The sequence below is a fragment of the Mesorhizobium sp. B2-4-7 genome, from assembly GCF_006442685.1.
In the GTDB taxonomy this organism is placed as follows: domain Bacteria; phylum Pseudomonadota; class Alphaproteobacteria; order Rhizobiales; family Rhizobiaceae; genus Mesorhizobium.
In genome coordinates this window covers 710,694-736,135 of sequence record NZ_VFVH01000001.1, presented here as the reverse complement: position 1 = coordinate 736,135, position 25,442 = coordinate 710,694, and the positions used below count along the sequence as shown (strand labels likewise).

Sequence of the window (25,442 nt, the reverse complement as noted above, 5' to 3'; positions counted from 1 at the left end):
TTCAGTCTCCAATCTTATTCGGCCGCTTGCGCCATGGGCGGCAAGGCGGGTTCGGCAGTTGGTTCGGAATGCAGGGAAGCGGGCTCGTCGCCGCCGCGCCGTTCGCGCAGCTGTTCGATGACCGCATAGAAGACCGGCACGAACACCAGCGACAGGATGGTCGCCGCCACCATGCCGCCGAAGACGGTGGTGCCGATCGATTGACGGCTGGCAGCACCGGCGCCGGTCGCGAACATCAGCGGCAGCACGCCCAGGATGAAGGCGAAGGCCGTCATCAGGATCGGCCGCAGCCTCAGCCGTGCCGCTTCCATCGCCGCTTCGACGATGCTGAGGCCTTCTTCGCGCCGTCGCCGGGCGAACTCGACGATCAGGATGGCGTTCTTCGCCGCCAGGCCGATCAGCATGACGAAGCCGATCTGCGAGTAGACGTCGATCTGCATGCCGCGCACCCACAGCACCACGAACGCGCCGAACAAGGCGAGCGGCACTGCCAGCAGCACCATGAACGGCATCGCCCAGCTCTCATATTGAGCCGCCAGGATCAGGAAGACGAAGACGATGGCGAGGCCGAAGACGACCGACGCGATCGATCCCGCCTTGAGCTCCTGGAAGGTGATGCCGGTCCATTCGAAGCCGAAATCCCTTGGCAGAGCCGTGGCGGCGGCCCGTTCCATGGCGGCGACCGCCTGGCCGGACGAATAGCCGGGCGCGGCGCCGCCATTGATCGAGGCCGAGGCGTTGTTGTTGTAGTGCGGCACCGTTTCCGGGCCGACGAACGGTACCAGCTTGCCCAGCGTGCTGAGTGGCACCATGCCGCCGGAGGCATTGCGCACATAGAGCCGCGAAATGTCGGCCGCACCCGCGCGTGCATCCTTGTCGGCCTGGATGGTCACCCGGAAGGTGCGGCCGAACAGGTTGAAGTCGTTGACGTAGAGCGAGCCGAGATAGATCTGCAGCGTGTTGAAGACGTCAGGCAGGTTGAGCCCGAGCAGCTTCGCCTTGGCGCGGTCGAGGTCGTAGTTGAACTGCGGCGTCGAGGTCGAGAATGGCGAGAAAAGCTGCTGGGGGTTGATTTCCGGCTGCTTGCGCGCCTCGGCGATCACGGCTTGCGTCGCGTCGTTGAGCGCGGTGCTGCCGCGGCCGGTAAGGTCCTCGACGACGAATTCGAAGCCGCCCGTGGTGCCGATACCCGGGATCGAGGGCGGATCGAAGGAGAGCGCGAACGCCTCCGGGATCTGCATCAGCTTGCCGCGCACGTCGGCGACGAGCTTGGAGGCGCTCTGGTCGGGACCGCGCTCCTCCCACGGCTTGAGGATGGCGAATTCGACCGCGGAATTCGACTGCGCCGCGCTGGTCAGGAAGTTCAGGCCGCTGATCGAGCCGACGATGTCGACGCCGGGCGTCGCCTGCAGGATGTCGCGCGCCTTCTGCGCCACAGCGTCGGTCCGTTCCAGCGAAGCGCCGTCGGGCAATTGGATGACGACGAAGAAATAGCCCTGGTCCTCGACCGGAAGGAAGGTCGAGGGAAGCTTTGCCCAGACGAAATAGGTGGCGACCAGCCCGGCTGCGAACAGGCCGAGCATGATCCAGCGCAAACGGATGAGGATGCGCACGCCATTGGCATAGGCATGCGACAGCCTGTCAAAGCCCGTATTGAACCAGCGGAACAGCACGAACTGCGTGCCTTGGCGATGGCGCAGGAAGGCGGCGCTCAGCGCCGGGCTCAGCGTCAGCGAATTGAAGGCGGAAATGCCGACCGAGATCGCCACCGTCAGCGCGAACTGGTTGTAGAGCCGTCCCGAAACGCCGGGGATGAAGGCGACCGGCACGAAGACGGCCATCAGCACGGCTGTGGTGGCGATGATCGGACCGGTGACCTCGGCCATGGCGGCCTTGGTAGCCGCCAACGGTTTCAGCCCGGCCTCGAGCTGTCGTTCGACATTCTCGACCACCACGATGGCGTCGTCGACGACAAGGCCGATCGCCAGCACCATGCCGAGCAGGGAGAGCATGTTGAGCGAGAAGCCCATCATCTCCATGACGACGAGCGTCGCTACCAGCGACACCGGGATGGCGATCGTCGGAATGATTGTGGTGCGCCAGCTTTGCAGGAAGATGAAAACCACGGCGACGACGAGGACCAGAGCCTCGCCGAGCGTGATCAGCACGTCATGCATGGAGGCCGAGACGAAGCGCGTCGTGTCGTAGTGCATGGCATAGCTGACGCCCTTGGGGAAGCGGGCGGACAGCTCCTGCATCTTGTCCTTGACGCGCTGCTGCAGATCGAGCGCGTTGGAGCCGGGCATCTGGTAGACGGCGAGCACCACGGTCGGGTCCTTGCCGAAAAAGGCCGACGACGAATATTGCAGGGCGCCGAGTTCGATGCGGGCGACGTCGCGCAGCCGCACCAGCGAACCGGTGGTGGTGTTGGCGCGCACGACGATGTCGCCGAACTCCTTGGGATCGCTCAACCGGCCGACGGCATTGACCTGCATCTCGAAAGCGGTGCCGGCAGGCGCCGGAGACTGGCCGATCTTGCCGGCGGCCACCTGGACGTTCTGCTCGGCAATGGCGTTCTGGACGTCGACAGCGGTGATGCCGAGATTGGCGAGCTTGTCCGGATCGAGCCAGACGCGCATCGAATAGCGCCGCTCGCCGAATATCTGCACGTCACCGACACCGGGCAGCCGCTTCAGCGGGTCGACCACTTGCAGATAGGCAAGGTTCGACAGCGCCACCGGATCGACGGAGCCGTCGGGCGAGGTGAGATTGACGATGAGGACAAAGTTCGGATTCTGCTTCTTGATCGTCACGCCGCCCTGATTGACGATCGCCGGCAGCGACGAGGCAGCCTGCGAGACGCGGTTCTGGACGTCGACGGCGGCGGTGCTCAGGGAATAGCCGACATCGAAGGTGATGGTGATCGTCGAGGAACCGTCATTGGAGCTGGTCGACGACATGTAGGTCATGCCTTGCACGCCGTTGATCTGCTGCTCCAGCGGCGTCGTCACAGTGTCGGCGACCACCTGCGCGCTGGCTCCCGGATAGTGGGCGCTGACCACGACCTGCGGCGGTGTGATGTCGGGAAACTGCGAGACGGGCAGCAGGAAATAACAAATCGTCCCGGCGAGCACCATGATGATGGCGATCGCCGAGGCGAAGATCGGGCGGTGAATGAAGAAGTTTACCACGACACGCACGCCTCTCCGGCTGCTCTTGCCCTGCCGAACGCAGTGGCAACCCTGGACAGCCTCTGGCCGCGTCCGAACTCTTCCGACGAACGGAGCAACGGCACCTCGCCGCGCTGCGAACCGGCAAGCGTGCGCAGCATTGTTTCGAAAGCGCGCGGATCGACCCCGTCGGCTTTCATGACCAGCCGGATCATCGGATCCCGGACGGCTTCATCTATGGTAAGATCGCGGCGCTGTGGCATTGGCCGGCTCCTTGTCTGTCGATTCGCAGCCCATGCTCGCGAACCGTTTTTCATCTCTTCACCGGCCGGAGCCGCATGAAATGCAATTTTTCGCCCGCCCCGATCTGGCCGGACCAGATCACGGTCTTGTTATTGACGGCGGACGCCATAGGTGTTACCAGTAAGTAACATTCTGGAAGTTACAGACCGGTAACACCCTAGTCAAGAGGTGGCCGAGGGATTTTTGGAAACGAAAGGAGATCAATGATGACAGACGGCGTCGTGGAGCGTCCTCGTCCCCGGGATCGGATCCTGGAGACGGCGCGCGACATGTTCCACAAGCACGGCATCAAGGGCGTCGGCGTCGACGCCATCACCGAGGCTGCCGGCACGAACAAGATGACGCTCTACCGTCATTTCGAATCCAAGGACGATCTGATCATCGAATGCCTGCGCGCCACCGCATCAAAGGCCGGCGCGATGTGGGACGCATTCGAAGCCGAGCACCCGGGCGACAAGCTCGCGCAACTGCATGCCTGGGTTCGCAAGGCGGCCGAGATGCTTACGGCCGATTGCCGGGGCTGCGACATGGCCAACGCCGCGGTTGAGCTGACTGAACCCGACCATCCGGCCAGGCGCGTGATCAAGGAACTCAAGGAAGCCCAGCGCGAGCGCTTGGTGGCGCTCTGCCGGGGCGCCGGCATCGGCCAGGCCGAACTTCTGGCCGATACGCTTTCGCTGCTGTGCGAAGGCGCGCGCGTGAGCGTGCAGACCGTTGGCACCGAAGGTCCCAGCGCGCAATTGGTGCGCATGGCGGAAGGGTTGATCCAGTCCTTCAGGGGCGGAGCCGCCGCGGGCTGATCCATCGGCAAGGCTCATTGGCGCCGGACAGCGCGTGCGCTTCCGGTTTGCCGTGGCTTTGATGTTGCGTGGATTCCCTGCCGTTCCCGGAAATGTCCGGCATGCAATAAAAAAGCCCGCTGCCGGGAGGAGGTGGCAGCGGGCTCGATTTCGAATGTGGTGCGGGAGGAGGTGCACCCCACTCAGCGCCGGCATCGCATCTGGGAGGAGTAGATGGCCGACAACCAAAAGCTATGAGTTGCCCAATGATTCGGCAATCGTGAATCGTGCATAGCAGCTGTGCAGATTCGCCGTATCGCTCGCGACGTGACCGGAAGGCCTCGCGGCCCGCGTCACTGCACCGGGACGTTTTCCCGGAAGATCAGCCGCGGCTCGATGAATTTCCGCGTCAGGTAGGGCGCCGATGATGCGATCGAGCCAAGCAGGCGGATGACCGATTGCTCGGCGATCAGCCTGGCATTCTGGTCGATGACGACGTCGGCGAGATCGTCGACGAGATAGCCGCGCGTTTCCCTCGTCAGGTCGTGACAGATGAATACCGGCTTGCGGTTGGGCCTGGCCTCCCGGATGGCCTTGGCAACGCCGGAGCGTCCGGCTCCAATGCAATAGATGCCGAGCAGTTCCGGCTCGTTGCGCAGCGCCTTCATGGTTTCGGCATAGCTGGCACCGGTCTCGTCGTTGATCTCGACGGCGCTGCTGACGCTCAGGTTGGGGAACTCCTCGCCGAGCACGGAGCGGAAACCCATCTCACGTTCCTCATGGCCGCGATAGGAGCGCGAGCCGACCACCATCGCCAACTGGCCCTCGCGGTCGGCGAGGAAGCGCCCCATCAGGAGTGCGGCGGTCCGTCCCGCCACCCGGTTGTCTATGCCGACATAGGCCGAGCGTGGTGCGGCCGGAATATCGGACACCAGCGTCACCAGGCGAATGCCGGCCTCGACGATGTCGCGCAGGATGTTGCGCGTCCTGGGATGATCGACGGCGATGACGCCGACGCCGTTGGCTTTCAGCGACAGGTTTTCGACGGCGGTCTGCAAAGCGTTCGGCGAGATTCCGGCGAGGTTGTGGATCCGGCACGAGGCAACGAGCGGCAGGCGCGAGGTATAATCCTCGATATGCATGGCCAGATCCTGCATGAAGGCGTTGCTGCCGATCGGCAGGAAGAATTCCAGATTGGCCGGCCGCGAGGGGAGCGTTACCTGATCGGCGACCGGCAGATAGCCGAGCTGCTTGGCGGCCTCCATGACGCGCTGCCGGTTGGCCGCGCTGACCCCCTTCCGGTTGTTGAGCACCCTGTCGACCGTCGCCGTCGACAGTTCGCAGTTCCTGGCGATGTCAGAGACGGTGGCTTTCATGCCGCAACCCTATTGCCGATGCGATGGCACGCCAGACGGCCGATTTGAGCGGCGCCGATCGCGCCCATCGCCCGGACGCCCATTCTGCTGTTTCGCAGGGATGTTGCCCTCGTCCTCAATGCGATCCCTTGCCATCGGCGATGGCGTCGCGGATCTCCTTGTCCGACATGCCGGTGATGACGCGTTCAACCTCCGCCACGCTGGTCGTCTTGGGGTCGATGTCCCCGGCCACCACCTTGCCGCGCCGCATGACGACGATGCGGTCCACCACCTGGAAGACATGGTGGATGTTGTGCGCGATGAAGATGCAGGAATGGCCGGAATCGCGCGCGCTGCGCACGAAGCTCAGCACGCCCTGGGTTTCGGCGACGCCAAGATTGTTGGTCGGTTCGTCGAGGATGATGAGATCGCTGTCGAAATGCATGGCGCGCGCGATCGCCACCGCCTGGCGCTCGCCGCCGGAGAGCGAGCCGATCGGCGTGGTCGGCGGAATGTTCTTGGAAATGCCGACCTGCTTGAGCAGGTCGCGGGCGACCGTGTTCATCGCCTCCTGGTCCATGCGGTTGAGGAAGCGCGGCGGCTTGATCGGCTCGCGCCCGAGGAACAAATTGCGGGCGATCGACAGTTGGGTGACCAGCGCCGAATCCTGGTAGATGGTCTCTATGCCGTTGGCGATGGCGTCGCTGGTGTTGCGCAGGTTCACCTTCTTGCCGCGGATGAAGATGTCGCCGCTGGTCAGCGGCACCGCGCCCGACAGCACTTTGATCAGCGTCGACTTGCCGGCGCCATTGTCGCCGAGCAGGCCGACGATCTCGCGCTCGTTGACATGGAAATTGGCGTCCACCAGCGCCTGCACGCGCCCGTAGGACTTGCGGATGTTCTGCATGCGGATCAGTGGCTCGGCCATGGTTCACGTCCCTGCCTGATGCCGGCGTTCCAGCCATGAATGAAGCGCCATCATGCCAAGGATGATCGCGCCGATGAAGATGTTGTAGGCAAGGCCGGGCACGCCGATCAGCACGATGCCGTTGCGCATGACGCGCAGGATCAGGATGCCGAGCACGGTGCCGATGATGGTGCCGCGCCCGCCCGTCAGCGCCGTGCCGCCGATCACCACCATGGCGATGACCTCGAGTTCGTAGCCGGTGCCGCTGTTGGGGTTGGCCGCCGAGGTGCGCAGCGAGGAGATGACGCCTGCAAGCGAGGCCATGACCGAGGACAGCACGAACAGGCCGATCTTGACGCGGCTGACATTGACGCCGCGCGCCCTCGCAGCGTTCGGGTTGCCGCCGGCGGCCTGGATCCAGTTGCCGGTGCGGCTTTGCGTCAGCACATAGCCCAGCGCGATGGCCGCGGCGATGAACCAGAACAGCGACATGTAGATGCGGAACGGGCCGATGAAGAAATCGCCGACCAGCGCCTCCGCCAGCCAACTGCCCTCGGCGCTCCAGGTGCGCTGCGGAAAGCCGTCGGTGACGAACAGCGCGGTGCCGCGCACCACCAGGAGCATGCCGAGCGTGACCAGAAAGGACGGGATCTTGAGCTGCGTGACGAACCAGCCATTGACCAGGCCGATGAAGGCGGCGACCAGCAGCGCGAGGACGAAGCCCATCTCCAGCGAGGTGAGGCCGCTGTTGAACAGCGTCCACATCAGCACCGGCGAGAAGCCGAACAGCGAGCCGACGGAAAGGTCGAATTCGCCCGACGTCATCAGCAACGTCATCGCCAGCGCGATCAGCCCGAGCTCGACCGTGAAGGCCAACGTGTTGGAGATGTTCTGGGGTGACAGGAAGTCGTGGTTGAAACCCCAGAAGACGGCGATCTCGACGACGAGCAGCACGAAGGGGCCGAATTCCGGCCGCGCGATCAGGCCTTGGACAAGCGAACGATTTTCCACGTGTAACCCGCGACTGGTTGGAATGGGCCGGACCATCGGGCCGCATCAAACGGCTCGATACCAGGCGAAAGGGCGGGACGCCGCACGCCCGGTGGACGCGCGGCGCTGGAGATCAGGGGCTATTTGCCGGACAGGATCTTGTCGTAGATCTCGGCGGTGTCTTTCTCATAGAGCGCGCCGGTGATGACGTTGAAGCCCGGGGGAATGCCGCTTGCGGCCATGTTGGCGAGCGACAGCGCGACATAGCTGGTCGCCTGCGGGTCCTGCCACTGGCCGGCATTGACGTAGCCGTTCAGCACTTCCTGGGTGGTGTCGAGCGAGTTGCCCCAGCCGACGACGGGGATTTCGCCGGGCTTGACGCCGACCTGGTCGAACACGCGTTTGATCGAGCCGGTGACGAGGTCGCCAAGGCCGATGATCGCCTTCACCTTGGCCTTGTTAGCGGTGAGATAGTCGACCATGCGGTTGATCACCTCGGCCTGGTCGAGCGTCGCCTCGGTCACCTCATAGGTGATGCCGAGCGGCTCGAACACGCTCTTGATGCCTTCCTCTTCCTGCACGCCATAGGTGGCGCCGGGAATCTCGACAGGCATCCAGACGAAGTCGCCCTTCTTCACCAGGCCCTTGTCGACCAGATACTGCGCCCAGTGCTTGCCGAAGGTGACATTGTCGCCGCCGACATAGGCGTTGAAATTGGCCTTGGGATCGGGCGTGTTGAAATTGATGATCGGAATGTTGGCCGCGCGGGCTTCCTTGACGATCTCGACAAGGCTGCCCGGATCGGGGCTGGTGGTGGTGATGCCGTCGGCCTTGGCCGAGATCGCGGCCCGCACCGCCTCCTGCTGCGAGGCGACGTCGCCATTGTGGAACGAGGTGTTGACGGTATTGCCGGTGTCCTTGGCCCATTGCTTGGCGCCGGCAAGGAAGTAGGTCCAGACCGGATCGGCCGGGCCGCCATGTGAAATCCAGTAGAACGTCTTGGCCTGCGCCGCCGCCGGAATGACCGTCAGCGCGACCAGCAGGCCGTATAGAACCACTCTTAGCCGTGTCAGCATTTGATTTCCTCCCGTTTGAAACTGATCAGTTCGAAACCGCCCTCTTGATCGGGCAAGACCGCGTCCTCCCCGCCAACGCCGTGTTGGATGATCAGAGCATCCTCTTTTTCGACAAATGGCAAGCCTCCGCCTGTCAGTCGTAGTCGGCGCCTGACGGGGCGCCATCAGCGGTCCCATCAGATTGCATCAGTTCGGATGATTTTCGCGGCAGGCGATACCGGCCTCGAGGGTCGCCGGAGCGATGATTGACCGCCCTCGGGTGAACCCAGAGCTAGAGGAGGCCGGCCCTGGCAAGATCGCGCATCAGATGGCTGGCGCCGTAGGTCCAGTGCGGGCAGTCCGGCGACAGTCGCACCCGGTTGACCAGCGCGCCGAATTTCTCCGACGAGATGGTGACGATGTCGCCGACCTTATGGGTGAAACCCTTGCCCTTCTCGCCGCGGTCCTTCGAAGGCACGAACATGGTGCCGAGATAGAGCGCCAGGCCGTCCGGGTACTGGTGATGCGGGCCCATGGCAGCCGCTACGAGCTCTTCGGGAGAGCGGCTGATCTCGGCCATCGAGCTCGCGCCCTCCAGCGAGAACCCGTCCTCACCTTCCACTTTCAGCCGGACCACGGCCCGCTTTACGTCGTCGATGGAGAACGTGCCGTCGAACAGGCGGATGAAGGGGCCGAGCGAGGCGGAGGCGTTGTTGTCCTTGGCCTTGCCGAGCAGCAGCGCGGAGCGCCCTTCGACATCGCGCAGATTTACGTCGTTGCCGATGGTGGCGCCGACGATCCTGCCGCTTGAGGCGGCGATCATGGCGATCTCCGGCTCCGGATTGTTCCAGGTCGAGACGGGATGCAGGCCGACATCGGCGCCGAAGCCGACCGAGGCCATCGGCTGGCATTTGGTGAAGATCTCGGCGTCGGGGCCGATGCCCACTTCCAGATATTGCGACCAGGCGCCGCGTGCGATGAGCTTGGCCTTGATCTCCATCGCTTCCGGCGAACCGGGCTTGAGCTTGGACAGATCGTGGCCGATCAGCCCGGCAATGTCGGCGCGGATGGCGTCGGCCTTTTCCGCCGAACCGCGCGCCTGTTCCTCGATGACGCGTTCCAAAAGGCTGACGACGAAGGTGACGCCCGAGGCCTTGATCGCCTGCAGGTCGACGGGGGAGATGAGATAGGGCCTTGCCGGATCACGCGTGGCTTCGAAACTGTTGGCCGCGATGCCGTCGAGCGAGCCGATCGGCTTGCCCTTGGCCGAGCGCACATAACCGGCCGGATCGGCCATCTCGCAGATATCGCGCACGGTTGGCGCCGTACTCGACGTGATGTCGAACACGGTGCCGTCGCGCACCGTGACCACCATGGGATGCGAGGCATCGCTGCTCCTGGCGCGCCCGACAAAAAGGCCTTCGGCGGGCAGTTGCATCGGGTTCGTCATGTGTGCGGTCCTCTGATCATCAAAAATGCGGCTTGCTGGTTCGGCGCGGCACTTTCACCGGATTCCTGTCAAAGGTCTATCCCGTTTGTGGTGAGCCAGGCGCCATGTCTGCCGGCGTCGTCGGCGATTGGCGTACCGCAAGGAAGCACTCCTTCAGGGTTGGATGCATGCGGCGGAACGGGAGCCCCAACGCCTGCGTCATTTTTCGGCTTGCATATGTTCTCGTTTTGTTCTAAAATGCCCAACCTGAGTCAATTGGCGGACGAGATCAGTGAGTGGGCAACCCGCATTCGGAACCGCGAAGAACGGCCAGGCCTTTTTCCGATGGGAACAGGCCGGGAAGCATTTCCACCGGCTGTTCTTTGCCATCCTCGTCGGCAGCGCGATTGCTGGTCGTCTCGCGCGAAAGGCCATTGCCTTGAACCGTGAGTTCGGATTGCAAGGCTGGCTGGTTCCGGAAAATCACATCCACATCTCGCTTGTCGGCCTCGGCGACCATGAGGAGTATCCGCAAGAGCTGGCAGAGGCCGCCTGTCATATCGGATCGATGATCGTTGCGAAGCCCTTCGAGGTATCGTTCGATCGCCTGTCGGCTTTTGGCGGTGGTGCACTGGTCCTGCGCGGCAGCGATGGCAATCCGCCGCTGCAGAAATTCTGGCGTGATCTGACGGCGGTGATCTCGGACAGCCCGCTAAACCCCTTTCTCACCAGGTCCATCGAACCGCATGTTACATTGCTTCGTGATGAAGTGGGCGTTCCCAGCATTCGCGAGCGGTCGATCGATCCGATCGGCTGGACTGTCCGGGATTTTGTGCTGATCCACAGTCTCATTGGGAAGGGCGCCTACAAGCAGCCCGGACGCTGGCGGCTGACCGGTCAGGACGATGCACTGCCCGCCATGTGAGAGCCTGGAATCGTCCTCGCATAGTCCGCGCGGTCCATCATCCTGACATGGCATGTCAGCTACCAGACGGCACGACGATGGCAGGCCGCCAACCTTTCCCTATTTGCAATGCGTCTGAACAGGAGGAACACATGACCAACACGGAAATTGCCAAGGATTTCACGGAGCTTCTCAAGCGCGGTGACTACGAAAGTGCTGCCGAGAAATACAACGCCGACGACATCGTCAGCTATGAGGCCATGGAGGGGCCGATGGCCGTCTGCCGCGGCAAGGACGCCGTCAAGCAGAAAGGCCAGTGGTGGCAGGAAAACAACGAAGTCCATGGCGGCTCGGTCGAGGGCCCTTATGTCAACGGCGACCAGTTCGCCGTGCGCTTTACATTTGACATAACGCCCAAGGCCACGGGCCAGCGTGTCACCATGGACGAGGTTGGCCTGTACACGGTCAAGAACGGCAAGATTGCCGAAGAGCGCTTCTATTATTGAGACGGGTTTCCGGCTGTCGGCACATTTCGCCGCATCCTAAGCGGCCAGGATCATGTCCTGGCCGCTATCCGACCTGATGCACATCGTCGTCACGGATCGGCGACCGCGCGCCCGCCATTGAAGAAACTTACTCTTCGATGGTTCTGCCGGGCCGCTGGCAAAGCGCGCCGGGGCTGCTTAATCTGCGGCCAGATTCGAAGTCCGGAAGGCACCTGTTTTGACGATCACCATGTACGGCATCACCACCTGCGACACGATCAGGAAGGCCCGCGTCTGGCTGGAGGGCCACGACGTGCCGTACCGGTTCCACGACTATCGGGCCGAAGGCATCGAGGCGGGCAGGCTGGATGGCTGGGTCCGCAAGGTCGGCTGGGAAAAGCTGCTCAATAAGGGCAGCACCACGTTCCGCGAGTTGCCGGACAAGGATAAGCAGGGCCTGGATGAAAAGAAGGCCAAGGCACTGATGCTGGCCAAGCCGACGATGATCAAACGGCCTGTGCTCGAGGTTGGCGACCGCATCCTGGTCGGGTTCAAGCCGGATGTTTATGAGGCGGCGGTGGTCGGGAAGTAGGGCGCGGTACACTCTCAGTTCGTCATCCTAGGGCGGAGCAAGGAGCGAAGCGACGCGGCGCAGACCCTAGGATCCATGCCGTGACTTTTGGGCGTCGCAGCCGTGCAGATTCTGCTCCGTTGCATTTCCGGACGGACGTCACGGCATGGATCCTCGGGTCAAGCCCGAGGATGACGAAGGGACAGGTCACTGTCCTCTCAGATACCCCGCCAGTGCCACGGCATTGTTGTGCGCCGCGTCATGGGCGCCGTAGAGCAGCGTCACCTTGCCGTCGCGGAGCAGGGCGCGCAGTTGCGCCACGGCCTCGCCATTGCCTTCCAGTTCGGCACGATAGCGCTTCTGGAACTCGGCCCATCGTTCGGGCTCGTGCCCGAACCACTTGCGCAAGTCGGTGCTCGGCGCGATGTCCTTGAGCCATAGCGCCAGCGCGGCATGCTCCTTGCTGACGCCACGTGGCCAGACACGATCGACCAGGACCCGCTGCCCGTCATCGGGCGAGGGTGGTTCGTACACCCGCTTGACCGCGATCTCGAAGGCCATCAGCTCTCCTTCGTGCGCTCCCGTCAGGCCCACTCGCCCTTGCGCATGACCGGCACGCGGCTGCCATCCTTGCCGACGCCGTCTATATCGATCTTGTCCGAGCCGATCATCCAGTCGATGTGGATGAAGCTCTTGTTGCCGCCGCGCTCCGCGATCTCGGCCTGGCTGAGCGAGGCGCCGTCGACGAAGCACTTCGAATAGCACTGGCCGAGCGCGATGTGGCAGGCGGCGTTTTCGTCGAACAGCGTGTTGAAGAACAACAGGCCGCTCGCCGAGATCGGCGAGGAATGCGGCACCAGCGCCACTTCGCCAAGCCGGCGTGCGCCCTCGTCGGTGTCCAGCACTTTCTTCAGCACGTCCTCGCCCTTCGAAGCCTTCGCCTCGACGATCCTGCCGCCCTCGAAACGCACCGAGATCTCGTCGATCAGCGTGCCCTGGTAGGAGAGCGGCTTGGTCGATGAAACATGGCCTTCCACCCGCCGTGCATGCGGCGTGGTGAAGACCTCCTCGGTCGGGATGTTGGGATTGCAGGTGACGCCGTTCTTGGCGGTGGAGGCGCCGCCCATCCATTCATGGCCGTCGGCCAGCCCGACCGTCAGGTCGGTGCCCGGCCCGGTGAAATGAAGCGCATGGAAAGCATGGCCGTTGAGCCATTCGGTGCGGCTGCGAAGGGCGGCATTGTGCGCCTTCCAGTTGCCGATCGGATCTTCCACGTCCACCCGCGAGGCGGCAAAGATGGCGTCGGCGAGCTTGGCCACCGCAACGTCGTCGGCATCATCGGGGAAGACCTGCTTGGCCCAGGCGAGATCGGGATAGGCGACGATGTTCCAGTTGATGTCGAAGCCGGTGATCTTTTCCAGCGCCGGCTGGTAGGCCATCGAATTGGCCTTGTTGGCGCGCGCCACGTTCGCCGGGTCCTGCGCCGACAGGAGCGAGGGATCTTCGCCGCGCACGGCAAGTCGCGCCGCATTGTTGGAGAAGGCTTTGGCCATGCCTTCATAGAGCCAGCCGGCGGCGCGGTCGAAGCCGGCGTCGGCGCCATAGCGAAAGCGCGCCAGCGTGATCTCGTCATCGTTGAAGATCGGCGTCACCAGCCCCGCGCCGGCCTTGTAGGCATGCTCGACGATGCGCCGGGTCAGCGGCAGCGCGGCGATGGAGGAGGTCAGCACCAGGTCCTGCCCGGGCTGCAATTGCAGCCCCACCTTGATGGCGACTTCCGCCAGCCTGTCGAGCTTCACCGGGTCGATCGTTGCGGAAACGCCGCGCGAATGTGTGGTCATGATCCTGCCTGCCGTAGTTTGATGTCGGACTCTACATAGACCGGCGCCACGGTGCTTTCCACCGTGATCGCATCGCTCGTGCCCGCCTTCGCTGAGCCGAACCGCGCCATCGTCGCCTCGATCTCTTCCCTGATCCAGAGCTTGAAATCCCGGACCTTGCGGCTTTCGGCCTTGGCGGCGGAGGTCACCAGCCAATAGCCAAGCCCGCTCTGGGCGCGGATCCCGAACGGCGCGACGAGCCGCCCGTCGGCCAGCGCGTCGGCGGCGAGCAACTGCCAGCCCAGCATCACGCCATGGCCGGCAATCGCCGATTCCAGGCAAAGCATCGGATCGGTGAAGCGCGCGCCCTTCAGGAAGGTGACGGGTTCGACACCGGCGGCGTCGAACCAGCTTTCCCAGTTGATCATCGCCCGTTCGTCGGTGATCGCGCAGGTCTGGGCAAGGTCTTCGATCGATTTCAGTTTCTTCGCTATCGAGGGCGCGCAGACCGGGAACACCTCTTGTGCCAAAAGCAACTCCGCCTTGCCGCCCGGCCATGTGCCGTCGCCAAGCCGGATGGCGATATCGATATCGGAATGGTCGAGGTCGGCCAGCCGCACCGAGGCGTCGATGCGCAACAGCACGTTGGGATGCCGGGTGAAGTGATGCGACAGCCGCGGCAGCAGCCATTTCGAGGCGAATGCCGGCGCCACGGAAACCACCAGCGTGCATTGTCGCGCCTCGTCGGCCAGCGCCACGGCCTGGGTGAGCTCGCGGAAACCCGCGCCGAGGCGCATCGCGAACATGGCGCCGAATTCGGTCAGGACCAGCCCCTTGGTCGTTCGCTCGAACACGGCCTGGCCGAGCTGCTGCTCCACGCGCTTTATCTGCTGGCTAACGGCGCTGGCCGAAACGTTGAGTTCGCCGGCGGCCGCGGCGAGCGAGCCGAGACGGGCGACGGTCTCCACGGCGCGAAGGCCGTTGAGGTGGACGCGGTTGAGCATGGCCATTGAGTTTTTCTAAACCAGCGGGGCTGAAATCTCAATTGAAAGTGATGCCGAAAACGCAGACTTTATTCACGGGACAGGCCTGCGGAGGCTGACATGTTGAGGCTGTTATCGTCGCTCAAGATAGTATTCCCTGTGCACGAGCCGCCATACGGTGGCGAAGCGGTCGCCTGGCTGGCCGATCCGCTTGCGCATCCCGTGCTCGACGCCATGTCGGAGCGTGAGCTCGGCGACATACCGTTCCGGCTGACGGCGCGACGCACCGCCCACGAGACGGCGCAAGCGGGCTGCCGCTGATTGGTGCTGACGGTCCGGCGCCTGGCCCAACGCAAGCACGTTGTGTCGCCGGTCTTCGCACTTATTGTGCACCGCGATGACATCCGCCACCTCAACAGCGCTGCGGTTCGCTTTCGCCGGCATGATCGCCATGGCTGTCGCCATGGGCATTGGTCGTTTCGTCTATACGCCGATCCTGCCCGGCATGATGGAAGAACTCCATCTGTCGGCGGCCGATGCGGGCTGGATCGCGTCGGCCAATTATCTCGGCTACCTCGCCGGCGCCTTTGCCGCGGCGGGCGGCTGGGCGCATGGGCGCGAGCGCCTGCTGATGCTGGCCGGCCTCGGCGCCAGCGCCTTGCTTGCCGCGCTGATGGGGCTGTCGGATACGATCGCCGCGTTTCTCGTCATCCGCTTTCTTGCAGGCCTGGCCAGCGCCTTTGTCATGGTGTTCCTGGCCAGCATTGTTTTCAGCCATCTTGCCGCGGCCGGCCGCAGCGATCTGCAGGCGTGGCATTTCGGCGGCGTCGGCCTCGGCATCGCCCTGTCCTCGGTGCTGATGGCGGCCCTGGTCAGCGAACATGCCGGCTGGGCGGCGGGCTGGCTGTGGTCGGCGGCGATCTCGGCTTGTGGCTTCGTCGTCGTGGCGCTGTTGGTGGACAGCGGTCCGCTGGCCAGCGGCGATACCGGCCGCGAGCCGGCGCTGCCAAAAGACCGCTCGCTGACCAAGGTGATCGTCGCTTACGGCTTGTTCGGCTTCGGCTACGTGGTAACGGCTACCTTCCTTGTCGCCATTGTCCGGCAAGGCGGCGGCGGACGCGTGTTCGAGGCGGTGGTCTGGATGGTCACCGGTCTTGCCGGCTTTCCCTCGGTCTGGCTCTGGCAGAAGATATCGGCGCGGATCGGCCTATACGCGACCTATGCGCTGGGATGTTTCGTCGAGGTCGTCGGCATTGTCGCAAGCGTCGCGGTGGGCGGGCGCACCGGGCCGCTGCTCGGCGGCCTGCTCGTTGGCGGCACGTTCATCGCCATCACCGCGCTTGGCCTGCAGACCGCGCGGCAACTGGCGCCACAGGCCCCCCGGCGGACCTTCGCCTTGATGACGGCTTCGTTCGGTCTTGGCCAGATCATCGGCCCGATTGCCGCCGGGCTCCTGGCGCAGGCGTCGGGCGATTTCTTCCTTGCCTCGATCGCCGCCGCGGCCGTTCTGGTCGCCTCCGGCGTCATCATATGGTCGGCCGCGCCAAAATCGCCATGATTGTGGGTTTGCTCGGTGCCGGGCATCGGGCATGGGCATTTTCTTTCCCCCTAATGTGTGACTTTATGCCTGCTGAACCCAGCTGATTTGCGCAAAAATCGAGGAATTCGCCACAGTGTTCGTATCCTTCTTCCCGCAGCCGAAGCTGTTTTTCTCTTCGGCCGCCGTCTGGAGCCTTGCGGCGATCCTGTTCTGGTTTTTCGGGGGTGAGCAACTGGGCGCCGTCTTCGGCCTGCCGCCGGCAGCAGCCGGTGCACCGCCCATTATCGGCATCGCCGTCCTCGTCTCGAAGCCGTTTCTCTGGTTCTACATCTACTTCGCGTTCTGCGTGGTCGCTTTCTATGCGTTCTGGAGCTGGTATTCGCCGCATCCGTGGCAACGCTGGTCGATCCTGATGACGGCGGTCATCCTGTTCTTCATCTATTTCAATGTGCAGGTCAGCGTCGCCGTCAACGCCTGGTACGGGCCCTTCTTCGACTATGTGCAGGGGCTGATGTCGGGCACCGGAAAATCGACCAACGCCGAATTCTACATTGGGCTGGCCGATTTCTCGTGGCTTGCGCTGGTCGGCATGAACGTGCAGGTGGTCAACGCCTTCATCGTCAGCCATTGGATCTTCCGCTGGCGCACGGCGATGAACAACTATTTCGTCGAGAACTGGGGCAGGCTGCGCCACATCGAGGGCGCCTCGCAACGTATCCAGGAGGACACGATGCGGTTTTCCCAGATCATGGAAGATCTGGGTTCCAGCTTCGTCCAGTCGATCATGACGCTGATCGCCTTCCTGCCGGTCATGATCCAGTTGCAGGCCCATATAACCGAGTTGCCGATCATCGGCGCGATCCCCCAGCCATTGGTGGTCGCGGCACTGGCCTGGTGTCTGTTCGGAACGATTTCGGTCATGATTGCCGGCATGAAGCTTCCAGGGCTGCAGTTCCGCAACCAGCGCGTGGAGGCGGCCTACCGCAAGGAGCTCGTTTACGGCGAGGATCATGCCGACCGGGCCCAGCCCGCCACCACCGCCGCGCTGTTCGCCAATGTTCGCCACAATTATTTCCGGCTGTATTTCCACTACATCTATTTCAATGTCGTCCGGTACACCTACCTGCAGGCCGACAATATTTTCTCGCTGCTGATCCTCGGGCCGTCGCTGGTCGCCCACAAGATAACGTTCGGCGCGCTGAACCAGATTTCGAATGCATTCGGCAAGGTGACAGGTTCCTTGCAGTTCCTGCTCACCTCCTGGTCGACCATCGTCGAACTGCAATCGGTGCATAAGCGCCTGCGCGCCTTCGAGGCGACGCTGCAGGGCGAGCCGCTGCCGGAAATCGACCAGCGCTATCTGGCGCGGCAAGGCGCCGAGGATCCCGCTTAAGTCAGGAAAGACCTGGGTGCGAAACGGGTCGGCGGCTCAGCCGCCGACGGAAGCCTGCTTCTGGCCAGAACCCTGCCGCGAGATGTAATCGCGAAAACTGATGCATTCGACGTCTGATTTGACGCAGACCTCGCCGGCAAAACGCTCCAGCGCGTTCCAGTAGGCGCCGTCATTCATCAGCGCGAAATGGAAGCCGAGTTGCAGCGGAACGCGCTTGCCCCGGTATTGATCCTCGAAGGCGGCGCGGAAAGCCTGGTAGGTGCGGTCCGCGAACTCGCCTGCCTTGCTCGGCCGCTCGAAGCCGCCGGAATGCCTGACATAGAGATTGTAGTCCATGGCGATCACCGGCCGCGATTTCGGTCCTTCCGGGATCTGCGGCAGTGAAAAGCGCGCGAGGCCGGCGGTGGTCGGCGGCTGGACCGGGCCGCGCGAGACGCCGCTGGCGTCGAACCGGTAACCGGCGGCGGGCAGCGCCTCGTAGAGCGCCTTGCTCGTCGACAGATAGGGCGCGCGGAAGCCAACCACCGCATGCCGCGCGAAATCGCGCCAGCCGGTCGGCTCGGGCTCGATGCCGTTGATCGCATAGGCGTTTTCGAGGATGTGCTCGAACGAGGCGAACTCCTTCAGCCAGTCGGCCTTGCTCCAGTCCTTGCCGTCGAAATGGCCGCAGCCATGACTGGCGATGTCATGGCCTTCCGATGCCGCAAGCCCGATCTGCTCCAGCCGCTGGCTCACTTCCTGCGTCGAGGCGGCGAAGCCGATGTTGGATTTGCCCGATGTCTTGCCCGGCGCGGTGTATTGGCTGCGCGTTTCGGGTGACAGCAGGAAGACACAGGAGAGGAAATAGGTGAAATGCGCTCCGGTGCGCTTCGCCAGCGCCCGGCTGCGCTTCCATTGCGAGATGTCGCGGGCGCTGTCGAAGGAGATGATGACGACCTGCTTCGGCCTTGCCGGCAAAGGCGCCCGCGAGCCGGGTGGATCGGCGAAAGCCGCACCGGCCGTGGCAAGCGAAGCGAGACAGAACGCGGCAACGCGAGACGAAAAGGATATTGGCAACAGCTACTGACCCCGGGGCGGTTTTGGCCCCGCTATAGCGCAAATGTGGCGTGGGTGCGGTGGCCTTTTCGTCCGTTTGCCCCGCGAATAGGTGATTTTCCGGTCGAACCCCTTCCATGCCGACAAAATTTCGCTAAAACGCGGGCTCGCGAACGCTCCGGCCCGGGGCAGGAATGGTTTTATTGATGTCCGACGACAGTTTTATCCGTGAAGTCAACGACGAGATCCGTCGCGAACAGGCGCAGAAGCTGTGGGACCGTTTCGGCCCGGCCCTGCTTGTGGTCGCGGTGCTGGTCGTGCTCGGCACCGCCGCCTTCGTCGGCTACCGCTACTGGGACGAGACCCGCGCCAACCGTTCGGGCGATGCCTTCTCGCAAGCGTTGAAGCTGGCCAATGACGGCAAGAACGACGAGGCGCTGGCCGCGCTCGATCAATTGGAGAAGGATGGCTACGGCGCCTATCCGCTGCTCGCCCGCATGCGCGCTGCCACCGTCAAGGCCGACAAGGGCGACGTCGATGCCGCCGTCAAGGATTTCGACGAGGTGGCGGCCGACGCCGCCATTCCCCAGGGCATTCGCGACATGGCGCGGTTGAGGGCGGCGCTGCTGCTGGTCGATCACGGCTCCTTCGCCGATGTGTCGAGCCGCGTCGAGGCCCTGACCTCGGACACCAACACGCTGCGCCACACCGCGCGCGAGGCGCTCGGGCTGGCCGCCTGGAAGGAAGGCAAGACCCAGGATGCGCTGAAGCTGTTCGACCAGATCGCCGCCGATGACGGTGCCCCGCGCAACACCCGTGAACGGGCGACCCTGATGTCCGAGCTGATCCGCGGCTCGGGCAGCGCGTCGTGACATATGAGCTTCAAAGTCGCCATCATCGGCCGGCCTAACGTCGGCAAATCGACTCTTTTCAATCGGCTGGTGGGAAGGAAGCTGGCGCTTGTCGATGACACGCCGGGCGTCACCCGCGACCGCCGCGTCCATGCGGCAAAGCTTTACGACCTGCATTTCGACGTCATCGACACTGCGGGTTTCGAGGACGCCGCCGCCTCGACGCTGCCCGGCCGCATGCGTGCGCAGACCGAGATCGCTATCCGTGAGGCCGACCTGATCTTCTTCACCGTCGACGCCAAATCCGGCCTGTTGCCGGACGACCGGACCTTTGCCGAGATCGTGCGCAAATCCGGCAAGCCGGTCGTGCTGGTCGCCAACAAGGCCGAGGCGAAGGGCGCGCAGGGCGGCATGCTGGAGGCCTGGGAGCTCGGGCTTGGCGAGCCGGTTCCGGTCTCGGCCGAACACGGCCAAGGCATGCCCGACCTGCGCGACGCGGTGATCGCCGCACTTGGCGAGGCGAGAGCCTTTGGCGAAGATGAGGACGACGACGAGGAGATCGCCTCCAGCGAGGTGCTGATCGGCGAGGATATCGCCGATCCCGACGCCGACGAGGTGCCGGCCTATGACGACACCAAGCCGATGCGCATTGCCGTCGTCGGCCGCCCCAATGCCGGCAAGTCGACGCTGATCAACGCACTGATCGGCGAGGAGCGGCTTTTGACCGGACCGGAAGCCGGCATCACCCGCGATTCCATCTCGGTCGATTGGGACTGGCGCGGCCGCCGCATAAAATTGTTCGACACCGCCGGCATGCGCCGCAAGGCCAGGATCCATGAAAAGCTCGAGGTCATGTCGGTGCAGGATGGCCTGCGCGCCATCCGCTTCGCCGAGATCGTCATCATCGTGCTCGACGCCACCATCCCTTTCGAGAAGCAGGATCTCCAGATTGCCGACCTGATCATCCGCGAGGGCCGCGCGCCGGTGATCGCCTTCAACAAATGGGACCTGATCGACAATCCGCAGGAACTGTTGGCAGAACTGCGCGAGAAAACCGAACGGCTTTTGCCGCAGGCGCGCGGCATGCAGGCGGTGACGGTTTCGGCCGAGACCGGACGGGGCCTCGACAAGCTCATGGAAGCCGTCATCCGCACGCACAAGGTCTGGAACAGCCGCGTCTCGACCGGCAGGCTCAATCGCTGGCTGGAAGGCATTCTTGCGCATCATCCGCCGCCCGCGGTTGCCGGTCGCCGGCTGAAGGTCAAATATGTCACGCAGGCCAAGACGCGCCCGCCGGGCTTCGTCGTCTCGTGCTCGCGCCCGGATGCGATGCCGCAATCCTATGTCCGCTATCTCACCAACAGCCTGCGCGAAGCCTTCGACATGCCGGGCGTGCCGATCCGCATGGCGTTGAGGACTTCGGACAATCCCTTTGCCGGCAGGGCCAAGAAGCGCTGACGTCCGGGGGAAGGGTGCCAACCCTTCGACGCGGTGTAGACCCTGGAATGACGAAGAGGGGTTGCGACCAGGGCCTAGGCGACCTTCAGCAGGTTCTCATCCGTCCGCGCGCCCTCCGGTAGCGCCTGCCGCGCCGCTTCCAGCAGGATATCGGCGAGGCGGGCGGCCACCGGTTCGGGTTCGGCGTCCCTGCGGTGCAGGAACAGCGCCATCCTGGGCAGCGCCGGCAGACCGGCAATCTCCGGCGTCATCGCGCTGACGCTGGCCGGCAGGCCGATGTCGGTGCGGATCGTCAGCCCGAGCCCGGCTGCAACAGCCGCCCAGATGCCACCAAGGCTCGGGCTGGAGAAGGCCATGCGCCAGGGCAGGCCGGCGCGGTCGAGCGTTTCGGTTGCGACCGTGCGCAACAGGCAAGGTGCTTCCAGCGCCACCAGCGGCAGCGGCTCGCCATGGCGCAGGCTGGTCTCGATGCGCTTTGCCGGGCCGATCCAGCGCATCTGCACGTCGGCGACATGCTGGCTGTATGGCAGCGTCGCGCCGCTGTGCCAGGCAAGTGCGATGTCCAGGCTGCCCGAGATGATCCGCTCCGCGAGCTCATGGCTGCGCGCGATGCGGGCCTCGATCTTGACTTTGGGATGGGCACGGGCGAAGCGGCCGAGCACGTCAGGTAGCACCGCCTCGCCAAAATCTTCCTGCAGGCCGAGCCGCACCCAGCCTTCCAGCTCGACATCATGGATGGCGGCGGCCGCCTCGTCATTGAGCTCGACCAGCCGCCGCGCATAGCCGAGCATGGTCTCGCCGGCTTCCGTCAGTGCCAGCCCGCGTCCCGACTTGCGGAAGATAGGCGTCGCCGCCTGCTCCTCCAGTTTCTTCAACTGCGCGCTGACCGCCGAGGTCGAGCGGCCAAGCCGGTCGGCCGCCTTGGCGAAGCTGCCAAGCTCCATTCCGGTGACGAAGCTTCTGAGGACGTCGAGGTCGAATGTCACGCGTCGCATGATAATCCCGTTTTTTAGGATTGTGTGTCAAAAACTTCCTGATTTTATGGACAAAGCTATGGCGATAGACATGCGCCGTCAAGGCCGGTCACCGGGCCGCAAACGGGAATGAAACCATGTCCGCCATCGTCACCCGCACCGATTGTCAGTCGACGCCACGGGCCGAAGGCTCCGGCTCCAGGACCTTCGCGCCCAACCACCGCTGGAAGGTGCTGGGCATCGGCGTCGCCGCCAATGCCGGTTTTTCCGCTACTTTCTCCGGCATACCGGCAACCGCGGTGCTGATGCGGCAGGGCTATCATCTCGGCAATGCTCAGCTCGGCCTGGCGCTTGGCCTTCTCGGTCTGGGCGTTGCGCTCAGCGAACTGCCCTGGGGCCTGCTCACCGATCGCTGGGGCGATCGCCGTGTGCTTTTGACCGGGCTCGGCGCCACGGCGGCGTGGCTGTTCCTGATGGCGTTGCTCATCGTTCCATCCTCGTCCGGCGAGCCGGGCGTTCATGTCCTGGCCGCTGCCTTGCTCGTCACCGGCCTGCTCGGCGGCAGCGTCAACGGTTCGAGCGGCCGCGCCATCATGGGCTGGTTCCGCGAAGGCGAGCGCGGATTCGCCATGAGCATCCGGCAGACGGCGGTGCCGCTTGGCGGCGGGCTGGGCGCTCTTGTCCTGCCCTCGCTTGCCGCCAGGCATGGCTTCGCGGCGGTCTATGGCCTGCTCGCCGCCTTCTCCGTGATTTCCGCCTTCTTCGCCTGGCGGTGGCTGCACGAACCGCCGACGCAGGGTTCGGCCGCGCCGACCGTTCTGGCCGGGCCCCGGCCGCTGCGCAATGTCGAGGTCTGGCGCATCGCAGCGGCCATCGGCCTGCTGTGCTTTCCGCAAGTGGCCGTACTCACCTTCGCATCGGTCTTCCTGCACGACTTCGCCGGCATGGGGACCCTGGCCACCAGCGCAAGCCTCGCCGCCGTGCAGACCGGCGCCATGGCGATGCGCGTCTGGAGCGGCCGCTTCACCGACCGCCACGGCAACCGCCGGCCGTTCCTGCGCCTGTGCAGTGCGCTCAGCGCGCTTGCCTTCACGCTGCTCTGGCTGCTGGTCCTGGCCGGCCCGACCATATCAGGCGGCCAACCCGTCGCGATGGCCACGCTTCCCGTGATGCTGATTGTCGCAGGCATCCTGGTCTCCGCCTGGCATGGCGTCGCCTACACCGAGCTTGCCACGCTTGCCGGCGCTGGCCATGTCGGCACCGCGCTCAGCCTGGCCAACAGCTTCGTTTTCATAGGTTTCTTCCTGGTTCCGGTGGCCATTCCGGGGCTCTTGCATCTCTGGTCCTGGCCCGGCGTTTGGTTGTCGGCGGCGGCGTGCGCGTTGATCGCGTGGCCCATCTTCCTGCGGCCGGCCTCCATGTCCGTCCCGCCGCAAAACCGCCCCACTTCGCAACCACGAGCCTGAGCCGACCGGGAAAACCCGATCGAAGCTGTTAACGTCCCATCAAGGTTAATGCATCATTTTGCTCTCCAGTGGGGTCAGTAGCGTTCCTGGAGAGAGTTCCGTGCATCGACGTGTCTTGACGCGGCTTGTTGCCGTCGCCGGTGAGAAGAAACGCAGCCTCGTGGCACCTTTCATCCTCGGCCTCGGCATCTGGATCGGATTTCCGACGGTTTCCGCCTACCAGGATATGACGAGCCTCGTTTCCGGCCTCGAGGCGCCGACCCGCTGGAATTCCTATGTCGAGAAATCCGTCGCCGGATCGGTCCATGCCGCCGAGATGCCGTTTGTCGACGACGCTGTGACGGGTTCGCTCTCCGGATCGGGGGTGCGCCTGCCCGGCGTAGGCGCCGTCTCCTTTCGCGGCAAGGGCGGCAAGGTCAGCACCACGCCTGATGAGGACCGCATCGTGCGCGCCGACAAGAAGGGCCGCATCGTCCAGATCTCTCCCGTCGCCCCGCCGAAGAACTTCAACGCCGGCTCGATCTTCGAGCGCACCTCATCCCTGCTGCGGCCCAGCATGGACAGCGGCCTGAAGATGGCTTTCGCCAAACCCGAGATCAAAGGCAAGGAAATCCAGATCGCCGCGGCATTCCATGCGCGTGAGGACAAGAAGCCGGATCCCGGCGTGTCGCCCATGCTCGCCGCCCTGGTCAACAACGATCATCCGGATGTGCTGGCGACGGCCTATGCGCAGGCCGCGCCCGATTATGCCAAGGCGTCGCCCTTCGAGGCCCTGCTCCAGGACGAGGAGCCCAACAACGGCCGTTTCATCCCGCCGATGGCCAAGGGCGACCATTCGTGGATCCAGAATCCACTTCCGGCGAGCGTCTTCTCCAAGCCCGAGCAGAAATGCCTGGCCAACGGCATCTATTTCGAGGCGCGGGGCGAATCCGTGCGCGGCCAGGCCGCCGTCGCCCAGGTCATCCTCAACCGTGTCCGCAATCCGGCCTATCCCAATTCGATCTGCGGCGTCGTCTACCAGAACGACAGCTGGTTCAACCGTTGCCAGTTCTCCTTCGCCTGCGACGGCAGGAAGAAGCGCATCGACAACCCGGTCGCCTACAAGACTGCGCAGGACGTCGGCATGGCGGTGACCGCCGGCAAGGTCTTCATTCCCGAAGTCGGATCGTCGACCCATTACTATGCCAATTACGTCCATCCCAACTGGGCGCGTACGATGCAGAAGATGACCAAGATCGGCCTGCATATCTTCTACCGCACCTATGGCGGCGGCTGGAGCTGAACGCCCGATAGGCGTCCATATTTTTGCGCGGCTGCGCGGTCTCTCGAAGAGCCGTCGCGCGGAGGATTCGCTCAAGGCGTCCGCGCCGCCATGGCGGGCACGATGTCGCACCTCTCTATTATATTGATTTCATTGTATAAAATACATGGTAACGAACTTCCGCCCGTGGCTTGACGGGCGCAAACCCTCTAACTATGTTGCCGGCGACTTTAGAAGCGGACGGACGGTGACGGTCTGCCCGGGCAGGGGGGTTGCGATGGCCGATGAAACTGGGCCAGGCGGAACCGGAGAAACCGGCCGCGGCAAGCAGCACGAAGCCGCCATCCGCGACGACGAACTTGAGCGCCGCCGGCGTGAACTTGAAGCATCGCTTGCGACAAGGCGGCCGGACCGGCTCGAGGGGAAAGACGCGAAACCAGTGACCGGGTACGGTCAGGCACTCAAGCTGTCCAGCGAGTTCATCGCCGGGGTGGTGGTCGGTGCCGCCATCGGCTGGATCATCGACCGTCTGGCGGGGACATCGCCATGGGGTCTGATCGTGTTTCTGCTGCTTGGTTTTGGCGCGGGCGTGCTCAATGTCATGCGTTCGGCAGGCGTTGTGGCGGAATTCGGACAGGGCGACAAATCGCGCTCTGGCCGCGACGACAGCAAGTGACCGCCCTTCAGGCGGCATTTGGAAATAGCCGCCTTTC

24 protein-coding genes are annotated in these 25,442 nt (G+C 64.1%); 12 read left to right on the top strand and 12 right to left on the bottom strand.

From position 1 onward, the window contains the following. Window positions 1–14 precede the first annotated feature (14 nt). On the bottom strand, window positions 15–3,191 hold the full coding sequence (locus FJ946_RS03750) for a multidrug efflux RND transporter permease subunit (protein ID WP_140498120.1): 3,177 nt from the start codon (window positions 3,189–3,191) through the stop codon (window positions 15–17). Then, on the bottom strand, window positions 3,185–3,433 hold the full coding sequence (locus tag FJ946_RS03745) for a hypothetical protein (protein WP_140497921.1): 249 nt from the start codon (window positions 3,431–3,433) through the stop codon (window positions 3,185–3,187). Before FJ946_RS03745 ends, FJ946_RS03750 begins: the two co-directional genes overlap by 7 nt. Window positions 3,434–3,679: 246 nt before the next feature. Here FJ946_RS03745 and FJ946_RS03740 point away from each other — a divergent pair, with 246 nt between their 5' ends. Next, the gene (locus FJ946_RS03740; protein ID WP_140497923.1) at window positions 3,680–4,273 is read left to right on the top strand and encodes a TetR/AcrR family transcriptional regulator; all 594 of its coding nucleotides are present in this window, start codon (window positions 3,680–3,682) and stop codon (window positions 4,271–4,273) included. 332 nt (window positions 4,274–4,605) lie between these two features. Here the strand turns inward: FJ946_RS03740 and FJ946_RS03730 are convergent, their stop codons facing one another. The 5 genes from FJ946_RS03730 to FJ946_RS03710 all read right to left on the bottom strand — a co-directional run bounded on the left by FJ946_RS03730 (window position 4,606) and on the right by FJ946_RS03710 (window position 10,009). Then, window positions 4,606–5,628, bottom strand: coding sequence for a LacI family DNA-binding transcriptional regulator (locus FJ946_RS03730; protein WP_140564291.1), 1,023 nt, complete (start codon window positions 5,626–5,628; stop codon window positions 4,606–4,608). A gap of 115 nt (window positions 5,629–5,743) precedes the next feature. Beyond that, window positions 5,744–6,535 carry an ATP-binding cassette domain-containing protein gene (locus tag FJ946_RS03725; RefSeq protein ID WP_140497927.1) on the bottom strand — a complete coding sequence of 264 codons (792 nt, stop codon included), beginning with the start codon at window positions 6,533–6,535 and terminating at the stop codon, window positions 5,744–5,746. 3 nt (window positions 6,536–6,538) lie between these two features. Next, window positions 6,539–7,525 (bottom strand): ABC transporter permease, encoded by a 987-nt coding sequence (locus tag FJ946_RS03720; protein WP_140497929.1) that lies wholly within the window; start codon window positions 7,523–7,525, stop codon window positions 6,539–6,541. A gap of 119 nt (window positions 7,526–7,644) precedes the next feature. Next, on the bottom strand, window positions 7,645–8,580 hold the full coding sequence (locus tag FJ946_RS03715) for a substrate-binding domain-containing protein (protein WP_140497931.1): 936 nt from the start codon (window positions 8,578–8,580) through the stop codon (window positions 7,645–7,647). A gap of 271 nt (window positions 8,581–8,851) precedes the next feature. Continuing rightward, entirely contained in the window at window positions 8,852–10,009 is a 1,158-nt protein-coding gene (locus tag FJ946_RS03710; RefSeq protein WP_140564290.1) for a fumarylacetoacetate hydrolase family protein, read from the bottom strand. Window positions 10,010–10,280: 271 nt separating this feature from the next. Between FJ946_RS03710 and FJ946_RS03705 the strand changes: the two genes are divergently transcribed. The 3 genes from FJ946_RS03705 to FJ946_RS03695 all read left to right on the top strand — a co-directional run bounded on the left by FJ946_RS03705 (window position 10,281) and on the right by FJ946_RS03695 (window position 11,969). Next, complete coding sequence (locus FJ946_RS03705; RefSeq protein WP_140520841.1) at window positions 10,281–10,913, top strand: 2'-5' RNA ligase family protein; 633 nt, start codon at window positions 10,281–10,283, stop codon at window positions 10,911–10,913. A 131-nt stretch (window positions 10,914–11,044) separates the two neighbouring features. Next, window positions 11,045–11,398 carry a nuclear transport factor 2 family protein gene (locus FJ946_RS03700; RefSeq protein WP_140497937.1) on the top strand — a complete coding sequence of 118 codons (354 nt, stop codon included), beginning with the start codon at window positions 11,045–11,047 and terminating at the stop codon, window positions 11,396–11,398. Window positions 11,399–11,615: 217 nt separating this feature from the next. Beyond that, window positions 11,616–11,969, top strand: coding sequence for an ArsC family reductase (locus FJ946_RS03695; protein WP_140520840.1), 354 nt, complete (start codon window positions 11,616–11,618; stop codon window positions 11,967–11,969). A 186-nt stretch (window positions 11,970–12,155) separates the two neighbouring features. On the opposite strand, the gene FJ946_RS03690 is transcribed toward FJ946_RS03695, so the two are convergent. The 3 genes from FJ946_RS03690 to FJ946_RS03680 are packed head-to-tail and all read right to left on the bottom strand — an operon-like array spanning window position 12,156 to window position 14,778. Then, a complete protein-coding gene (locus FJ946_RS03690) occupies window positions 12,156–12,509 on the bottom strand; it encodes a DUF488 domain-containing protein (RefSeq protein WP_140564289.1) in 354 nt (117 codons plus the stop codon). 23 nt (window positions 12,510–12,532) lie between these two features. Continuing rightward, a complete protein-coding gene (locus FJ946_RS03685; RefSeq protein WP_140564288.1) occupies window positions 12,533–13,789 on the bottom strand; it encodes an aminopeptidase in 1,257 nt (418 codons plus the stop codon). Next, window positions 13,786–14,778, bottom strand: coding sequence for a LysR substrate-binding domain-containing protein (locus tag FJ946_RS03680; protein WP_140564287.1), 993 nt, complete (start codon window positions 14,776–14,778; stop codon window positions 13,786–13,788). Before FJ946_RS03680 ends, FJ946_RS03685 begins: the two co-directional genes overlap by 4 nt. A gap of 93 nt (window positions 14,779–14,871) precedes the next feature. Between FJ946_RS03680 and FJ946_RS03675 the strand changes: the two genes are divergently transcribed. From FJ946_RS03675 to sbmA, 3 genes are all read left to right on the top strand, one after another. Continuing rightward, a complete protein-coding gene (locus tag FJ946_RS03675) occupies window positions 14,872–15,072 on the top strand; it encodes a hypothetical protein (protein WP_140497946.1) in 201 nt (66 codons plus the stop codon). A 76-nt stretch (window positions 15,073–15,148) separates the two neighbouring features. Beyond that, window positions 15,149–16,309, top strand: coding sequence for a YbfB/YjiJ family MFS transporter (locus FJ946_RS03670; RefSeq protein WP_140514745.1), 1,161 nt, complete (start codon window positions 15,149–15,151; stop codon window positions 16,307–16,309). Window positions 16,310–16,424: 115 nt separating this feature from the next. Then, entirely contained in the window at window positions 16,425–17,684 is a 1,260-nt protein-coding gene (sbmA, locus tag FJ946_RS03665; RefSeq protein WP_140497950.1) for a peptide antibiotic transporter SbmA, read from the top strand. A 36-nt stretch (window positions 17,685–17,720) separates the two neighbouring features. Here sbmA and FJ946_RS03660 read toward each other — a convergent pair whose 3' ends face one another. Then, window positions 17,721–18,734, bottom strand: coding sequence for a polysaccharide deacetylase (locus tag FJ946_RS03660; RefSeq protein WP_140514949.1), 1,014 nt, complete (start codon window positions 18,732–18,734; stop codon window positions 17,721–17,723). Window positions 18,735–18,925: 191 nt separating this feature from the next. Here FJ946_RS03660 and FJ946_RS03655 point away from each other — a divergent pair, with 191 nt between their 5' ends. Continuing rightward, window positions 18,926–19,591 carry a tetratricopeptide repeat protein gene (locus FJ946_RS03655; RefSeq protein ID WP_140514747.1) on the top strand — a complete coding sequence of 222 codons (666 nt, stop codon included), beginning with the start codon at window positions 18,926–18,928 and terminating at the stop codon, window positions 19,589–19,591. Between the two features lie 3 nt (window positions 19,592–19,594). Beyond that, entirely contained in the window at window positions 19,595–21,028 is a 1,434-nt protein-coding gene (der, locus tag FJ946_RS03650; protein WP_140497954.1) for a ribosome biogenesis GTPase Der, read from the top strand. Window positions 21,029–21,102: 74 nt separating this feature from the next. On the opposite strand, the gene FJ946_RS03645 is transcribed toward der, so the two are convergent. Further along, on the bottom strand, window positions 21,103–22,023 hold the full coding sequence (locus FJ946_RS03645; protein WP_140564286.1) for a LysR substrate-binding domain-containing protein: 921 nt from the start codon (window positions 22,021–22,023) through the stop codon (window positions 21,103–21,105). 116 nt (window positions 22,024–22,139) lie between these two features. Here FJ946_RS03645 and FJ946_RS03640 point away from each other — a divergent pair, with 116 nt between their 5' ends. From FJ946_RS03640 to FJ946_RS03630, 3 genes are all read left to right on the top strand, one after another. Next, the gene (locus FJ946_RS03640; protein WP_140564285.1) at window positions 22,140–23,468 is read left to right on the top strand and encodes an MFS transporter; all 1,329 of its coding nucleotides are present in this window, start codon (window positions 22,140–22,142) and stop codon (window positions 23,466–23,468) included. Window positions 23,469–23,568: 100 nt separating this feature from the next. Beyond that, window positions 23,569–24,750, top strand: a complete 1,182-nt coding sequence (locus tag FJ946_RS03635) for a cell wall hydrolase (RefSeq protein ID WP_140564284.1) — start codon at window positions 23,569–23,571, stop codon at window positions 24,748–24,750. A gap of 256 nt (window positions 24,751–25,006) precedes the next feature. Continuing rightward, window positions 25,007–25,405 carry an AtpZ/AtpI family protein gene (locus FJ946_RS03630; RefSeq protein WP_140498124.1) on the top strand — a complete coding sequence of 133 codons (399 nt, stop codon included), beginning with the start codon at window positions 25,007–25,009 and terminating at the stop codon, window positions 25,403–25,405. Window positions 25,406–25,442 lie beyond the last annotated feature (37 nt).

What these genes read in the sequence shown, in the direction of transcription:
- FJ946_RS03745 (WP_140497921.1), bottom strand. Translation starts at nt 3,433, where the DNA reads ATGCCACAGCGCCGCGATCTTACCATAGATGAAGCCGTCCGGGATCCG.
- FJ946_RS03740 (WP_140497923.1), top strand. Translation starts at nt 3,680, where the DNA reads ATGACAGACGGCGTCGTGGAGCGTCCTCGTCCCCGGGATCGGATCCTG.
- FJ946_RS03730 (WP_140564291.1), bottom strand. Translation starts at nt 5,628, where the DNA reads ATGAAAGCCACCGTCTCTGACATCGCCAGGAACTGCGAACTGTCGACG.
- FJ946_RS03725 (WP_140497927.1), bottom strand. Translation starts at nt 6,535, where the DNA reads ATGGCCGAGCCACTGATCCGCATGCAGAACATCCGCAAGTCCTACGGG.
- FJ946_RS03715 (WP_140497931.1), bottom strand. Translation starts at nt 8,580, where the DNA reads ATGCTGACACGGCTAAGAGTGGTTCTATACGGCCTGCTGGTCGCGCTG.
- FJ946_RS03710 (WP_140564290.1), bottom strand. Translation starts at nt 10,009, where the DNA reads ATGACGAACCCGATGCAACTGCCCGCCGAAGGCCTTTTTGTCGGGCGC.
- FJ946_RS03700 (WP_140497937.1), top strand. Translation starts at nt 11,045, where the DNA reads ATGACCAACACGGAAATTGCCAAGGATTTCACGGAGCTTCTCAAGCGC.
- FJ946_RS03690 (WP_140564289.1), bottom strand. Translation starts at nt 12,509, where the DNA reads ATGGCCTTCGAGATCGCGGTCAAGCGGGTGTACGAACCACCCTCGCCC.
- FJ946_RS03685 (WP_140564288.1), bottom strand. Translation starts at nt 13,789, where the DNA reads ATGACCACACATTCGCGCGGCGTTTCCGCAACGATCGACCCGGTGAAG.
- FJ946_RS03680 (WP_140564287.1), bottom strand. Translation starts at nt 14,778, where the DNA reads ATGGCCATGCTCAACCGCGTCCACCTCAACGGCCTTCGCGCCGTGGAG.
- FJ946_RS03675 (WP_140497946.1), top strand. Translation starts at nt 14,872, where the DNA reads ATGTTGAGGCTGTTATCGTCGCTCAAGATAGTATTCCCTGTGCACGAG.
- FJ946_RS03670 (WP_140514745.1), top strand. Translation starts at nt 15,149, where the DNA reads ATGACATCCGCCACCTCAACAGCGCTGCGGTTCGCTTTCGCCGGCATG.
- FJ946_RS03655 (WP_140514747.1), top strand. Translation starts at nt 18,926, where the DNA reads ATGTCCGACGACAGTTTTATCCGTGAAGTCAACGACGAGATCCGTCGC.
- der (WP_140497954.1), top strand. Translation starts at nt 19,595, where the DNA reads ATGAGCTTCAAAGTCGCCATCATCGGCCGGCCTAACGTCGGCAAATCG.
- FJ946_RS03645 (WP_140564286.1), bottom strand. Translation starts at nt 22,023, where the DNA reads ATGCGACGCGTGACATTCGACCTCGACGTCCTCAGAAGCTTCGTCACC.
- FJ946_RS03640 (WP_140564285.1), top strand. Translation starts at nt 22,140, where the DNA reads ATGTCCGCCATCGTCACCCGCACCGATTGTCAGTCGACGCCACGGGCC.
- FJ946_RS03630 (WP_140498124.1), top strand. Translation starts at nt 25,007, where the DNA reads ATGGCCGATGAAACTGGGCCAGGCGGAACCGGAGAAACCGGCCGCGGC.